Here is a 15,002-nt window from a genome sequence, read left to right as displayed (position 1 = left end):
TTTAGCGCTGGGAGCGTGTGACAAGGCGGTGAACGTACAGCCGAGCAACAGCGTCAGCTCAGATACCGGGTACAGTACCAAAGAAGACGCTGCGGCCGGCTTGCTTGGCTGCTACGACGCAGTACAAGCGGCTGACTACGATGGAGTCGCGTTCCCGTCCACGGCCGACCTGATTGCCGGAGAAATTCGGGAAGTAGGCACGTTCAACACCACTTACGGAGTAATCGCCCAGAACCAGACGCTGCCGGATAACGTGCAAGTAGGGAACACCTGGGATGTCATTTACATAGCCATTAACCGCGCCAATTACCTGCTTCAGCAGAGCGACAAGATTACCGACCCGGCTTTTCCAAAGCTAACCACCCAGGCCCAGGCCCGTGCGCTGCGGGCCTACCACTACATGAACCTGCTGGGTTTGTGGGGCGGCAGCACCCAGGGCTACGGCTACGACGGGGGCCTGGGCGTGCCGCTTCGCCTTACGCCCACCACGGCCATCGGCACCGAGACGGCGGCCATTCCCCGGTCGTCAGAAGCTGACGTGGCCACGGCCATCCGGGCCGATTTGGATTTTGCCATCGCCAACCTGACCACTGGCACCGGCACCACCATTACGAAGAGCGCGGCGCTCGCCCTGCGGGCCCGGTTTGAGCTGCGGATGCGCAAATATGCCGACGCGCTGGCCTTCGCCAAACAGGTGCCCGCCACCACCGGGTTCGCCACCGCGGCCGCCACTGGTCTCACAAGCCCCGACGCCATCTGGCAGCTGGCTTTCTCGGTTACCGACCAGAATTCGTACGCATTCTATTGGTACCCGTCGCCGGGCGGACGCAACGAATTTGACCCGGGTACCACCCTTGCCGCGGCCCACCCCGCCGGCGACCGCCGCCTGGCCGTTAACGTGGCCGCTTCGGGCACAACCCTGAAGTACACCCACACCGCTACCCGCGACGACCCGTTCAACGTAGTGCGGTACGCCGAAGTGGTGCTCACCATTGCCGAAGCCGCCGCTCAAACCGGCGACCTGACCACGGCCGCCGCGCAGCTCAACATTATTCGCACCCGGGCGGGCCTGGCCCCGACCACGGCTACCACGGCAGCGGCCCTGGTTACCGACATCCTGTTGCAGCGCCGGCTGGAACTCGCGTACGAAGGCAATTATTGGTTCGACCTGCGCCGCACCAACACCGTGCAGACGGCTTTGCCTACATACACGCAAACCTTCCGCAACCTGTTTCCCATTCCGCAGCGCGAAACCAACATCACCAACAATTTGATTGCGCAGAATCCAATGTATTAACCGTACTGCGCAATGGACATAAAAAATCCCCGGTCAGATTGGCCGGGGATTTTTTTATGGCTAAAAACCGCATAATCCTCACAAAATGTACTGGCTCAAGCCCCGGTTTTTTACCATGCTGGCCAGGCGCTCTTCCACCAGGGCGGCGGTGATTTGGATGCGGGCGTGGAGGCCGATTTTGTCGGGCACGCCGAAGAGCAGGTCGTTGAGCAGGCGGCTCATGACGGTGTAGAGGCGACGAGTACCGTGTTCATGCCAAAGAAAATTTCGGACGGGGCCCTTGTGGCTTATCAGGCCGTTGGGTTTACTGACAGGGATAGACCCGACAGCAACTAAATAGAAGTAAATACATTAAAATTATCATTATCACTTATATTTTATTAATTTGTTGATTTCTAATTGTTTATATTCAATTAGTCATGAGCCTAAATGATATATTTTATTACTATTTGATAAAAAAATTATAATATTCAGTCCACAAACCGTTTTTATAGTCATTTCTAATTCCTACTTTTAGCAGGTGCACTAATATGCTCTTCCGAATCTCACACTTGTTTCTCCGCAAACAAACCTTTTTCATTGCATATGAAAAGAATCCTACTCATGAGCTTGATGCTCACGCTCACGCTATTTCAGCACGCGATGGCCCAGACGCGGACCATCTCGGGAAGAGTAACCGATCAAAAGTCCGGTGATGGACTACCGGGGGTAACGGTGCTCCTAAAAGGCACTACATCAGGCGTTTCTACCAATGCTGACGGTGGATATACGCTAACCATTCCTGAGAACGGGACAACGCTGACGTTTTCGTCGGTGGGCATGGCTACGCAGGAGAGGCCCATTGGCAAGGAATCGCAGATTAACGTTGTCCTACTCCAGGACACGCGGGAGCTGAGTGAAGTCGTGGTAACGGCGTTGGGCATCGAAAAAGACAAGCGCACGCTGGGCTACGCCACCCAGGAGCTTAAAGGCGGGGAAATCGCTCAGAAATCCGAGCCCAACGTGATAAATGCCCTGCAAGGGAAGGTTTCCGGGGTTAACATTACGGGAGCCAGCGGCTTGGCCGGTTCTTCTACCAACATCAACATCCGCGGCATTACATCCTTGACTGGTAGCAACCAGCCCTTGTTTGTGGTGGACGGCATTCCGATCAGCAACGACGCCGACCGCACGAACGGAGGCGCGGCGGGCACCCTGTACGGCGCACAAACGCCCAACCGGGCGGCGGACATTGACCCGGAGAACGTGGCCAGCATCAGCATCCTGAAAGGTCCGGCCGCAGCCGCGCTTTACGGGTCGCGTGCTTCCTCGGGGGCCATCCTGATTACCACCAAATCAGGTGCAAACGTCAGCAAAAAGCTGGAAATTAATGTCAGCTCCGGCTTTAACATTCAGAATGTGCAGGGCCTACCCGCCTTTCAAAACGACTACGGCCAAGGCGACTACGGCGTGAATACCACCGCAGACGGGGCCGGCAATATTTACACGGGCAGCACCAATTCCTGGGGGCCCCGCTTCGGCACGACGCCCACCGCGGCAAACGGCTTGTTGCTCGCCGATGGCACGACCTTGCCTTATCAGGCGTATCCGGACAACATCCGCAATTTCTTTCAGCGGGGACACCTGCTAACGAACGGGGTGCAACTGGCCGGAAACAATGGCACGTCGAACTTCTCGCTCAACGTCAACAACACCGACCAGAAAGGCATTACCCAATCGTCCACCCTGAAGCGCACCAACATTCAGCTGGGCGGCGGCACTACCCTACAGAACAAAGTGAAAATCGCGGGTTCGGTAAATTTTTCCCAGACCGAGCAGCTGGCCCCGCAGACGGGCAACTACGCCAGTCCCTTTGGTACCCTGGGCGCTGTTCCGCGGAGCTTCGACCTGCAAGGGCAACCGTACCAGACGGCTACGGGGGGAAACCTGTATTTCCCGGGCCAGGACAACCCTACCTGGAACCTGCTGAATGCCAACACGACCAGCAACGTCACCCGCTTCATCAACGTGGCCAGCATCGGCTACGATTTTTTCCCGTGGCTCAACGTTACGTACCGGGCTGGCCTGGATGCCTACACCGACCGCCGGAAACAGATTGCCGCGCTTGGCTCGGTGCGCAACCCCAGCGGCCTGATTTTCCAGGACAATGTGCAGTACGCTGAGTTCACCGGCGACCTGCTGATCACGGCTAAGAAGGAAAATATCTTCCTGGATAAGCTGAACGCCACGCTACTAGCGGGCCAGCAGATTAACCAGCGCCGGCGCAACCAGCAGTACGTTTCGGCGGCCTCGCTTTCCTTGCCCGGCTTTTACAACACCAGCAACGCCGCCAACTTCAACGGCAGCGGTGAGTTTTCGAGCATTCGTCGCCTGCTCGGCTACTACGCCGACCTGTCCCTGGCCTACAATAACTTCCTGTTTCTGGAAGGAACGGCGCGGGTTGACCAGTCGTCGACCCTGCCCAAAAACAACAACACTTTCCTGTACCCGTCCATTTCGGCCGGCTTCGTCTTCACCGATGCCTTTCACATCGATTCGCACCTGTTCTCCTACGGCAAGGTCCGGGCGAGCTTGGCCCGCGTCGGCCGCGACGCTGACCCTTACGTTCTTGACACTTACTACAGCCAGGCGGGCCAGGGCAACAACGTGGCCAACGTCACCTTTCCCTTCAACGGGTTGGTGGGCTTCACCCCCAGCACTTCCCTGGGCGGTGGCGACGTGCTGAAGCCCGAATTCACCAGCTCTCGCGAAGTCGGCCTGAACCTGGGTTTCTTCAATAACCGGTTCACCATCGACGCTACCTACTTCAGCACCGTCAGCTCCAACCAAATCCTGCCCGTCACCCTACCGGCCACGTCCGGCTATACCAGCTTCGTAACCAACGCCGGCCGGCTCGAAAACAAGGGCATTGAGCTGCTGGGCATCATCACGCCCGTAAAGTCTGCTTCCGGCTTTATCTGGGACATTGCCGCTAACTACACCCGGCTGCGCAACATGGTCAAGGATATTTACCCGGGCGTAACCAGTTCGTCGATCCCGGGGGACTACTTCATCGGTTCCGTGCCGTCCTATGTAGTCGGCCAGCCCTACGGGGTGGTGTTGGGCCAAAAAAAGGCAACCGCGCCCGACGGCCAGTACCTGATTGATGGCAAAACCGGCCTGTGGGTGCCCGAGCTGAACTCGCAGGTTATAGCCAACCCCAACGCAAACTGGCAGGGAGGAATAACCAATACCTTTTCTTTCAAAGGGTTCCGGTTCTCCTTTTTGGTTGATGCCGTCGTGGGCGGCGACGTGCTGTCCTTCACCCAGGCCGCCTACAAGTACGCCGGCATGCTGAAAGAAACCGGCCAGGACCGGGAGCTGCCGCGCGTCATTCCGGGCGTGATTCAGAACGCGGACGGCACCTACCGCCAAAACAACATCCAGGTAGATGCGCAGAGCTACTGGACCGGGCAGGGCTTCCAAAGCGAGCTGCAGGTGTTCGACGCCACCCACTACACCCTGCGGGAGGTGTCTCTGGGCTACACCTTGCCCAAGGGGTTGCTGGAGCACACGCCCTTCGGAAACGTGTCCGTGTCGCTGTCGGGCCGCAACCTGTTCTACTACGCACCCAATGCCAACTTCTTCCCGGAAGTAAACACGCAAGGTGCCGGCAACATCCGCAGCCTTGACCTGCAGGGCCCGCCCAGCGTCCGCAGCTACGGTGCCTACCTGCGGTTTACTCTCTAAAGAAATCATAAAAATGAAGAATTCATTTATTCTCCGGCGTTCCGCGCTGGTCGTGGCTGCGCTTGCAACCGTAGGCTGCTCACCCAATAGTTTCCTGGACGTTAACGTCAGTCCGAACAACACGAGCACCGTTCCGCCGTCCGTGCAGCTGCCGACCATTACCATCGGTACCGGATTTGTGGTGGGCAACACCCTGGGCCGCGACGCCGACCTCTTCATACAGCACTACGCGGGCATAGCCAATCAGCCCCAAACGGAAGACAAGTACGTCATCAACGGCAACTACGATAACGAATGGGAGAATGACTTGTACACTTACAACCTGAACGGCTCGCAAACCCTGATTGCCAGCACCCAGGCGACCAGCCCCGCCTACGCGGGCATTGCCAAGCTCATCAAGGCCTACAATTTTGCGTTGACAACCGACCTGTGGGGCGATGTGCCCTACTCGCAGGCTTTGCAAGGCCTGACTACTATTCACCCCACTTTCGACAAGCAGCAGGACATCTACGAAGGGGCCACCGGGGTTCAGAGCCTGTTCGACTTGGTGCGCGAAGGGTTGGCGGACCTGGACAAGCCCAGTGCGCTGACGCCCGGAACCGACGACGTTGTTTACAAAGGCGACCTCACGAAGTGGAAAAAAGTGGGCAACATGCTGCTGCTGAAGTTTGCCAACACCGTGAGCGTGAAGGACCCGGCCCTGGCCACGAAAGTGATTAACGAAGTGCTGGCCAAGGGAGCCGCCGGCAGCGCTGCCATCAGCGCGAATGCCGACGATTTTGAGGTTCCGTTCGGCACCGCGGTTGGCAACACAAACCCCTACTACTCCTACAACGTCACGAACCGCCCCGACGACCAGATGGCCAGCACGCGCTTTCTGGATTCGCTGGCGGCCTTTAAAGACCCGCGCTTACCCAAGTTTTTCACGACCACGCCCAGCAGCCCGGCCCCAACTGAGGTCACAACGTTCGGCAAGTTTACCGGCTTTGAAAACGGCAGCAACGTTACCCCCCCCGTCAGAGCCAACCGCTCGGTGTACGGCGGCTACGTGTTGGGCACGGGCGGGGAGACACCGATTCGCATCCTTACCAATTTTCAGCGGGCTTTCATCCTGGCCGAGGCCGCCGTGAAGCTGAAAACAGCCGGCGATGCCAACGCGCTTTACCAAGAAGGCATTCGGCTGTCGATGGAAAAAACCGGCCTCTCGGACACCGATATCGATGCTTATTTCACCGCCAACCCCGCCATCGTAACGCTGAGCGGGAGCGACGAACACAAGGTCAGCCAAATCATCCGCCAAAAGTGGACCGCGTGGGTGGGCAACGGCTACGAAGCCTACAATGACTACCGCAGAACGGGTTATCCCAAGCTGCAACCGGCGCTGAACGTTTCCGTGACCCCGAACATTCCGCAGCGCCTACTATACCCGCCGTCCGAAGTTGCTGGCAACGGGGATAATATTCCTAAGGCGGTCATCACCGACCGGGTTTGGTGGGCTTCTAAGTAGCCAGCCGTTAGCTTTTAGCTGCTGGCTGTTAGCTTATGTTTTGATTAGTAGTTTTTTACTGAAAAACTCGTGTGCGCTTACTTGTGCACCACGGCTTACGTAGCGCCCGGCTCCGACAACTTTCATTCGCTTCGCACCATGAAAAAAATAGCTATTAAACTTTTTGCCCTTGTGCTCTTTTCCACAAGCTTCGCGGCTTGCAAAAAGGACTACGGCAACCAACTCGGCCCGCTTCAGGACGCCGTCGCCGCAATTCCGGTCACGGTCACCAACCAGGAATTTTTTGAGCGTTTTCCCGTCGTTACCACCAAGGTAGATACCGCCAACGGCAGCGCCAATTCCACGGGCAAATTCACCATTGCCTTCAGCATTCCGGCCGACCGAGGCAAAATCAAGGAAATCACGCGGGTGGCAACCGGCAACAGCGGCGTCGAATACTTGCAGAACACCCAGTATCCCAACTATTTAACTACTACGGTGGCCGGCAATGGGTCCAACACCATCACCTTCAGCTCGGACCTCAACGCCGTGCGGGCTTACAGCGCTCGGCTCAATGCTGCTTTTGCTACCCTGCCCAGCAGCGCCACGATGACTCCGGCCTTCGCCTTCACCGGCACTTCAACGGGAGGCAGTGGCACGCTGACGCCGAATACAAGCCCCCTGACGCCCAACCAGCTGCGCTTCTTTTTCCTTTTAACGCTGGAAGACGGCACGACGCTCATTACTACCGAGGTCGATGTCCGCCTTGTTAAGTAAGATACAAGGCTGTATTCACGACAAAGGGCCCTGGCGTGCACGCCAGGGCCCTTTGTCGTGAATACAGCCTTGTGCTTGGTACACCTCACAAAATATACTGGCTCAAATCGCGGTTTTTCACCATGCTGGCCAGGCGCTCTTCTACCAGGGCGGCGGTGATTTGGATGTGGGCGTGGGGGCCGATTTTATCCGGCACGTCGAAGAGCAGGTCGTTGAGCAGGCGGCTCATGACGGTGTGCAGGCGGCGGGCCCCGATGTTCTCCACTTCGGCGTTCACCTCGAAGGCAATTTCGGCCACGCGCTCCAGGGCCGCGTCGTCGAAGGTCAATTCTACTTCCTCGGCTTTTAGCAGGGCCTCGTACTGCTTGGTGAGGGCGTTTTTGGGGTCTTTGAGGATGCGGTAGAAGTCGTCCTTGGTGAGGCTCTGCAGCTCGACGCGGATGGGGAAGCGGCCTTGCAGCTCGGGTATCAGGTCGGAGGGCTTGCTGACGTGGAAGGCCCCGGCGGCGATGAACAGGATGTGGTCGGTGTTGACGGTGCCGTACTTGGTGCTCACGGCCGAGCCCTCCACGATGGGCAACAGGTCGCGCTGCACGCCCTGGCGACTCACGTCGGGGCCCCCGCTCTTGCCGCCGCCGCTGGTGGCCACCTTGTCGATTTCGTCGATGAAGATGATGCCGGCGTTTTCGGCCTGGCGGATGGCTTCTTCCTTCACCTCGTCCATGTCGATGAGCTTGGCGGCTTCCTCGTCGAGGAGCAGCTTGCGGGCCTCGGCCACAGTCACCTTGCGGCGGCGCGACTTCTTGGGCAGCATGTTGCCCAGCATGTCCTGCAAGCCCGAGAGGGCGGCCTCGTCCATGCCGGGGGCCCCCATCACGCCCACGCTGGGGCCCGCCTGCGCCACCTGGATTTCGATGCGGCGGTCGTCCAGCTCGCCGCTGCGGATTTTTTCGCGGAAGCGGGCCCGGGTGCGCTCGTTCAGGTCGGCGTCGTCTGCCTGGGGGTCGGCGGCCAGCTCGTCGTCGGTGGGCACGGGGGCCCCGAAGCCGGGCACGGGGCGGGCGTTGCCCTTGCCGTTGGGCCGGGCCACGGGCGGGATAAGGGCGTCGAGGATGACTTCCTCCACGGCCTGCGCGGCCTGGGCCCGCACGGCTTCCTGGCGGCGCTGGCGCACGCGGTTCACGCTCTGCTCGGCCAGGTCGCGCACCATGCTTTCCACGTCGCGGCCCACGTAGCCCACTTCCGTGAACTTGCTGGCTTCGACTTTGATGAAGGGCGCGTCGGCGAGGTGGGCCAGGCGGCGGGCAATCTCGGTTTTGCCCACGCCGGTGGCCCCGATCATGAGGATGTTGTTGGGCACAATTTCGGCCTGCATGTCGGCCGGGGCGTGCAGGCGCCGCCAGCGGTTGCGCAGGGCAATGGCCACGTGGCGCTTGGCCTCGTGCTGGCCGATGATGTACTTGTCGAGTTCGGCCACAATCTGGGCCGGGGTCAGGAAGTGTTCTTGGAGCATAAGGCGGGAGGGCCCCGGGCCGGCGGTGCGCCAGCCCGGGGGCCGTGGATTATTCTTTCTTCTTAGCCAAAGCGTGCGCCAGGGTAAAATAGTTGCTTGACCCCGACGCTTGCAGCGTGGCGTGGGTGTAATCGAGCTGGAACCCGCTGATGGCCACCATCGCCCCGAAGCTGAGGCCCGCGCCGCCGGCGGTGTTGTCGAGGCGCAGCTCGCGGCGCTGGAGGTGGTTGTAGCCCACCCGCAGCTGGAGGTTGTCGCTGAGCAGCAGGGCCGCGCCCACCGTGAAGTGCCGGGCCAGGTTGTCGGCGAAGCTTTTCTTGGGCACCTGGGGCACGCCGTTGGCGTCGAGGGTGGTGGCGGCGGGGTCGAGGTACTGGATGTCCCACTGCTGCAAGTGGTGGGCCGTGAGCGAAAAGCGCAACGGCATGTGTTCGGGCTTCACGGTGGTGCCGAGCTGCACGTCGAGCGGCAGGGGGCCCCGGGCGGTACCATCGTAGGGCCGGAGCTGGTAGCCCACGTTTTTGGCCACCAGGCCCACCGTGAAGTCCTGCGTGGGGTGCTTGTAGAGCACCCCGGCGTCGGCCACGCCGGCCACCGAGCGGTTGCCTGCTATGCTCGACACGGCCAGCTTGGCGGTGAGCCCGCCCGTGAACCGCCCTTTGGTGTAGCTGTCGCTCACGCCCGCCGTGTACTCATTCACTACGAACGAGCCCAGGCTGTTGCCGGCGGCATCAAAGCTCGGCAAATCGGCATAGTTGATGTACGTGAGGGCCAGGCCGAAGCGGCCCGCCTTGGCGGTGTTGAACACGTAGGCCGCGGTGCTCTGCTTGATGTCGGCCACGTAGCCCACGTAGCTCAGGGCGATGCGGCGGTCCATGGCTTCGTTCAGCAGCGCGGGGTTGCCGAAGAGCATGGTGGGGTCAGAGCTGCGGGCCGAGGGGTTCATGCCGCCCCAGGCCGCGAGCTGGGCGCTGGGCGGCAGGTCCAGAAACGACAGCACCGAGCGCCCCCCGAGCTGGGCGGCCGCGGGCCGGGCCGCCAGCACGGCCGCGAGTCCGAAAGCAAAGCCGGCGAGCCGGCGGGCGGAGAGGTGCTTCACAAAGGGAATTTAGGCACGAATTTAGGCACGGGTAATGCAGCGTAGAACGTCATGCTGAGCGCAGCCGAAGCATCTCTCCCGCTGACTAATTCATTTGATTAGTCAGCGGGAGAGATGCTTCGGCTGCGCTCAGCATGACGTTCTAAATTTAAGCAAAAACGTTTTGCGTAAGAATTTATTACCTATTCCCTCCCTTCACTGCACCTCCACGCTGGGGCCCGCGGCGGGCACCGGCTCGTCGCGCACGGGCAGCTTTTGGGGGTGGGGCACTAATTCGGCGAGCAGGGCCACGCCCAGCACGTCCAGCACGCGGTCCACGTAGTGGATGTGCAGGCCCTGGAGGTAGTCGGCCGTGATTTCGTCCACGTCCTTGCGGTTTTTGGTGCACAGGATGATGTCCGTCATGCCGGCGCGGCGGGCGGCGAGCAGCTTTTCCTTGATGCCGCCCACCGGCAGCACCTTGCCGCGAAGCGTGATTTCGCCGGTCATGGCCAGGCGCGGGCGCACCCGGCGCTGGGTGAAGGCCGAGGCCATGCTGGTGAAAATGGCGATGCCCGCGCTGGGCCCGTCCTTGGGCACGGCCCCCTCGGGGAAGTGGATGTGCAAGTCGTACTGCTCGAACAGGCGGTAGTCGATGCCGATTTCATCGGCCCGGCTGCGCAGGTAGCTCAGGGCCGTAATGGCCGATTCCTTCATCACGTCGCCGAGCTGGCCCGAGAGCGTGAGCTTGCCGCGCCCCCGGCTCAACAGGCTCTCCACGAACAGGATATCACCGCCCACGCTGGTCCAGGCCAGGCCCGTCACCACGCCGGCCGTGTCGTTGTCCTGGTACATGTCGCGGTCGAAGATGGGGGCCCCCAGGATTTTGCGCACCTCGGCGGGGTCCAGCACGGCGGGCATGGGCTCCTTGCCGGCCTTGCGGCGGGCGAGGTTGCGCGTCACGGCGGCCAGCTTGCGCTCCAGGCCGCGCACGCCGCTTTCGCGGGTGTAGTCGTCGGCCACGCGGTGCAGGGCGGGGTCGGTAATTTTCACTTCCTGGGGCCCCAGGCCGTGCTCGCGCAGCTGCTTGGGCCAGAGGTGCTTCTTGGCAATCTGCACCTTCTCTTCCTGGGTGTAGCCGGTCAGGTCGATGATTTCCATCCGGTCGCGCAGCGCGGGCTGGATGGTGTCGAGCGAGTTGGCGGTGGCGATGAATAACACCTTGCTCAAATCGTACTCCACCTCCAGGTAGTTGTCCACGAAGGTCGAGTTCTGCTCCGGGTCGAGCACTTCGAGCAGGGCCGAGCTGGGGTCGCCGCGAAAGTCGGCGCTCACCTTGTCGATTTCATCCAAAATAATGACCGGGTTGCTGGCCCCGGCCTTTTTAATCTGGGCGATGATACGGCCGGGCATGGCCCCCACGTAGGTTTTGCGGTGGCCCCGGATTTCTGCCTCGTCGCGCACGCCGCCCAGGCTCAGGCGCACGTACTTGCGGCCCAGGGCCGTGGCAATGCTGCGCCCGAGCGAGGTTTTGCCCACGCCGGGGGGCCCGTACAGGCACAGAATCGGCGATTTCAGGTCCTGCTTCAGCTTGAGCACGGCCAGGTATTCGAGGATGCGCTCCTTCACTTTTTCCAGGCCAAAGTGGTCGGCATCGAGGATTTTGCGGGTCTGCTTGAGGTTGATTTTGTCCTTCGTATACTCGTGCCAGGGCAGGTCGAGCAGGAACTCCACGTAGTTGGAAATCACCGAGAAGTCGGGGGCCATCGGGTTGGTGCGGGCCAGCTTGTCCATCTCCTTGGCGAAGTGCTGGGCCACGGGCTCAGGCCACTGCTTGGTTTCGGCGCGGGCCCGGTAGCGGCTGATGTCCTGGTCGGGGCCCTCCTGGCCCAGCTCGTCCTGCAAGGTTTTGAGCTGCTGGCGCAGGAAGTACTCGCGCTGCTGGGCGTCGATGCCGGTGTGGGTTTTGGTGCGGATGTCCTGCTTGATTTCCAGCAGCTCCACCTGGCTCAGCAGGGCCTCCAGCAACTGGCGGGCCTGCTGCTCGGGGTCGTCCTGCTCCAGCAACTGCTGCTTGGCCAGCAGGTCGAGCTGCACGTTGGAGCACAAAAAATGCGTGAGGAAGGCCGGCGACTGGATGCCGTCGAGCATGCCGCGGGCTTCGGCCGGAATCTCGGGGCTCAGCTCCACCACCTTGCCGGCGGCTTCGCGCAGGCTTTGCAGCAGGGCAAACTCGGCGGGCACGTCGGCGTTGAGGGCGGTTTCGGCGAAGTAGCGCACCCGGGCCGTGAGGCGGGGCGCGTAGCTCAGCTCTTCCTCGATGGCGAAGCGCACCTGCCCCTGGATGATGATGGTGACCTGGCCGTCGGGCTGGTCGATGAGCTTGAGGATGCGGGCGAGCGTGCCCACGGGGTGCAGCTCGGCCACGGTGGGCTCGGCATCGTCGGGGCTGCGCTGGGCCACCACGCCCAGCAGCTTGTCGCCGCTGGCGTAAATGGCCCGCGCCAGCTTCGCGCTTTTCTTGCGCGTGACCGTGACGGGCAGCACCACGCCCGGAAACAGCACGGTGTTGCGCACGGGCAGCAGCGGCAGCTTGGCGGGCGCGTCGTCGCCGTTGAGCAGGTGGTCGGGGTCGGCGGCCATGATGGCGATGGCCTCGGGTTGGGGATTGGCTTCGCCGCGCGAATGGTACGAATGGTAGAGGTGCGGCACGGCGGCAAAAGAATGAGCCAGGGGCATGGCAGAAGAATCAGGAGGACGAACGCGGCGGGTGCCAGACTGGCAGCCCGCCGCGCATACATAATAAGCCGACAAGATAAGCCCGGCGGCGGCCCCGAGGTTTCAATCGCCGTGCCAGGCGCGGCGGCCGGACAAAGCGGCGCTTACCCGGATAATTATATTTTTTTGAACAACTTGCGTCCGCTAATTAATTCTTTACCCTCGGGCCATGCCTGTAATGTTTTGCCGGTGGGCGCTGCGGGTGCTCGTCTTCTTTGGGGGCCTGGGCCTGGCGGGGGCGGTGCGGGCCCAGGGCACGCCCAGCGCCCCGGCGGCCCCGGCGGCCTACAAAGTGCGCGGCCTCAACAGCCACCTCAGCCGCCAGCTGCACCTGCGCACCGACGGCACGCCCGACTTCGTTTTTATCAACCGCTACCATTTTTACGAGGACAAAAAGGCCCTGCATGCCATTGCCCGGGCCGAAAAGCACCGGCGCTACCACCAGGCGCGGCTGCTGCTGGAGGACTACGTGGCCCGGTTCGGGCCCGAAAATTTTGCCCGCGGCACCGGGATGCTTTGGCGCATGGGCCAATTGCTGGAGCGCGACAGCCAAATGATAAAGGCCAAAGCGTACTACCGCCTGGCCTTGAAACATCACCGGACGGACATCACCAAAGTACAATTGTACTACGACTCGCTGGAGCAGAAAAACGTTGACCTCTACGTACCCCTGAAAATGTACTACGAGATGGTGGAGTACCGCAAAAACCTCAACACGTTCCACCCCCCCAAGGGCGTGTACACGAGCATGGGCGACGCCGTGAACAGCCAGTACCCCGACTACGGCCCCACCCTGGCGGGGCACGACTCGCTGCTGCTCTTCAGCAGCAAGCGCAAGCGCCGGGGCCTGACGGGCACCGTGGACGAGGACCTGTACACGTCGCGCCGCGAGGGCGGGGGCTGGACCGACGCCGAGCCGCTGCCCAAGCCCATCAACTCGCCCTACAACGAGGGCTCTGCCTGCTTCAGCAAGGACGGGCGCACCATCTTTTTTGCCCGCTGCGAGTGCCCCACCTGCCACGGCAACTGCGACTTGTACACCGCCCGGCTGGGCCGCGACGGCAAGTGGACCGTGCCCCGCAGCCTGGGCCCGGCCGTGAACTCGGTGGCCTGGGACTCGCAGCCCTCGCTCTCGCCCAACGAGGACACGCTGTACTTCGCCTCCGACCGCCTGGGCGGCTTCGGCCTGAGCGACATCTACTACACCGCCCGCCAGCGGAACGGGCAGTGGGGCCCCGCCCAAAACCTGGGGCCCGTGGTGAACACCATTGAGAACGAGGTGAGCCCCTTCTACCACCCGCTCTACCACGTGCTGTACTTCAGCTCGCGCGGGCAGCTGCTGAACTTTGGCGACTTCGACATCTACAAAACCTACCGCGTGGGCGGGCGCTGGCAGGAGCCGCGCAACATCGGGCCCCTGGTGAACGGCAAGGGCCCCGAGTACTACTTCACCATCGACCGCGAGAGCAAGAACCTATATTACGCCCGCTCCGAGGCCACCGACGTCAATAATCTTGACCTCTACTCGTTTCCGCTGCCGATGGAGGCCCAGCCCCTGGCCACCACCACCGTGGCCGGCACCCTGCGCGACTCCGTGACCCGCCAGCCACTGAACGGCATCGTGAGCATCATCGACACCGACAACGGCGTGGAGGTGGCCAGCAAGTACCTGCGCCCCGACGGCAGCTTCGACTTCGAGCTGATTGCCGGCTCGCACTACGTGCTGCTCATCCAGAGCCCCGATTTTTTCAGCGTCGAGAAGAAGTTCGAATTGAAGGGCGACACCGTGGTGAGCCTGCTCACCAACAGCCTGAACTACAAGCTGCCGCTGGTGTTCAAGAACATCGAGTTCCGGGCCGGGCAGGCCGACGTGCTGCCGGCGATGCACCCCACCCTCGACCGCCTGACGACTTTCCTGGCCGACCACCCCACCTACCGCCTCAGCATCGCGGGCCACACCGACGCGCAGGGCGACCCCGACGCCAACCTGGTGCTGTCGCAGGCCCGGGCCGAAGCCATCCGGCGCTACATCGAGCGCAAGGGCAAAATCGCGCCCGCCCGCCTCGAAAGCGGCGGCTACGGCAGCTCGCAGCCCCTGCGAGACGAAGCCACCGAGGAAGACGCCCGCGTGAACCGCCGCGTGGAGTTCCGCATCCTCCGGCCCGACGGCGACGCACCGGCCTGGAAATGAGCTGTTAGCTGTTAGCTGTTAGCTGTTAGCTGTTAGCTTGGCTACTGCTTCTTGGCCGGTAAGTTTTCGTTAAAAATCATAGCTGCCTATGGGCTAGAGCGGTTGCAGCGTACAGCGCAGCGGGCCGTAGCGCGAACTTTGTAGTTCGCGTTG

At 61.6% G+C, this 15,002-nt stretch carries 9 protein-coding genes; 5 read left to right on the top strand and 4 right to left on the bottom strand.

The window, feature by feature from the left end:
* The first annotated feature begins 100 nt into the window (after positions 1-100).
* Positions 101-1,297 carry a RagB/SusD family nutrient uptake outer membrane protein gene (locus tag HNP98_RS09170; RefSeq protein WP_173809768.1) on the top strand — a complete coding sequence of 399 codons (1,197 nt, stop codon included), beginning with the start codon at positions 101-103 and terminating at the stop codon, positions 1,295-1,297.
* A 78-nt stretch (positions 1,298-1,375) separates the two neighbouring features.
* Here the strand turns inward: HNP98_RS09170 and HNP98_RS09165 are convergent, their stop codons facing one another.
* Positions 1,376-1,519, bottom strand: coding sequence for a hypothetical protein (locus HNP98_RS09165; RefSeq protein ID WP_173809767.1), 144 nt, complete (start codon positions 1,517-1,519; stop codon positions 1,376-1,378).
* 363 nt (positions 1,520-1,882) lie between these two features.
* Between HNP98_RS09165 and HNP98_RS09160 the strand changes: the two genes are divergently transcribed.
* The 3 genes from HNP98_RS09160 (at position 1,883) to HNP98_RS09150 (ending at position 7,289) form a co-directional block, all read left to right on the top strand.
* Positions 1,883-5,026 (top strand): SusC/RagA family TonB-linked outer membrane protein, encoded by a 3,144-nt coding sequence (locus HNP98_RS09160; RefSeq protein WP_173809766.1) that lies wholly within the window; start codon positions 1,883-1,885, stop codon positions 5,024-5,026.
* Positions 5,027-5,039: 13 nt separating this feature from the next.
* The gene (locus HNP98_RS09155; RefSeq protein WP_173809765.1) at positions 5,040-6,533 is read left to right on the top strand and encodes a SusD/RagB family nutrient-binding outer membrane lipoprotein; all 1,494 of its coding nucleotides are present in this window, start codon (positions 5,040-5,042) and stop codon (positions 6,531-6,533) included.
* A gap of 138 nt (positions 6,534-6,671) precedes the next feature.
* Positions 6,672-7,289, top strand: a complete 618-nt coding sequence (locus tag HNP98_RS09150) for a hypothetical protein (RefSeq protein ID WP_173809764.1) — start codon at positions 6,672-6,674, stop codon at positions 7,287-7,289.
* An 85-nt stretch (positions 7,290-7,374) separates the two neighbouring features.
* Here the strand turns inward: HNP98_RS09150 and hslU are convergent, their stop codons facing one another.
* The 3 genes from hslU to lon all read right to left on the bottom strand — a co-directional run bounded on the left by hslU (position 7,375) and on the right by lon (position 12,523).
* Positions 7,375-8,802 carry an ATP-dependent protease ATPase subunit HslU gene (gene hslU, locus HNP98_RS09145; protein WP_173809763.1) on the bottom strand — a complete coding sequence of 476 codons (1,428 nt, stop codon included), beginning with the start codon at positions 8,800-8,802 and terminating at the stop codon, positions 7,375-7,377.
* Between the two features lie 49 nt (positions 8,803-8,851).
* Positions 8,852-9,901, bottom strand: coding sequence for a type IX secretion system protein PorQ (gene porQ / locus HNP98_RS09140; protein ID WP_173809762.1), 1,050 nt, complete (start codon positions 9,899-9,901; stop codon positions 8,852-8,854).
* Between the two features lie 195 nt (positions 9,902-10,096).
* Positions 10,097-12,523 (bottom strand): endopeptidase La, encoded by a 2,427-nt coding sequence (gene lon, locus HNP98_RS09135; RefSeq protein WP_173809878.1) that lies wholly within the window; start codon positions 12,521-12,523, stop codon positions 10,097-10,099.
* 304 nt (positions 12,524-12,827) lie between these two features.
* Here lon and HNP98_RS09130 point away from each other — a divergent pair, with 304 nt between their 5' ends.
* Positions 12,828-14,849, top strand: a complete 2,022-nt coding sequence (locus tag HNP98_RS09130) for an OmpA family protein (RefSeq protein ID WP_246275054.1) — start codon at positions 12,828-12,830, stop codon at positions 14,847-14,849.
* The last annotated feature ends 153 nt before the right edge of the window (positions 14,850-15,002 follow it).

The organism is Hymenobacter caeli, assembly GCF_013294115.1.
GTDB classification, from domain to species: domain Bacteria; phylum Bacteroidota; class Bacteroidia; order Cytophagales; family Hymenobacteraceae; genus Hymenobacter; species Hymenobacter caeli.
The sequence above is the reverse complement of the archived record's forward strand: the minus strand, read 5'-3'. Positions and strand labels throughout refer to the sequence as shown.

What these genes read in the sequence shown, in the direction of transcription:
- HNP98_RS09165 (WP_173809767.1), bottom strand. Translation starts at nt 1,519, where the DNA reads ATGAGCCGCCTGCTCAACGACCTGCTCTTCGGCGTGCCCGACAAAATC.
- HNP98_RS09160 (WP_173809766.1), top strand. Translation starts at nt 1,883, where the DNA reads ATGAAAAGAATCCTACTCATGAGCTTGATGCTCACGCTCACGCTATTT.
- HNP98_RS09155 (WP_173809765.1), top strand. Translation starts at nt 5,040, where the DNA reads ATGAAGAATTCATTTATTCTCCGGCGTTCCGCGCTGGTCGTGGCTGCG.
- HNP98_RS09150 (WP_173809764.1), top strand. Translation starts at nt 6,672, where the DNA reads ATGAAAAAAATAGCTATTAAACTTTTTGCCCTTGTGCTCTTTTCCACA.
- hslU (WP_173809763.1), bottom strand. Translation starts at nt 8,802, where the DNA reads ATGCTCCAAGAACACTTCCTGACCCCGGCCCAGATTGTGGCCGAACTC.
- lon (WP_173809878.1), bottom strand. Translation starts at nt 12,523, where the DNA reads ATGGCCGCCGACCCCGACCACCTGCTCAACGGCGACGACGCGCCCGCC.
- HNP98_RS09130 (WP_246275054.1), top strand. Translation starts at nt 12,828, where the DNA reads ATGCCTGTAATGTTTTGCCGGTGGGCGCTGCGGGTGCTCGTCTTCTTT.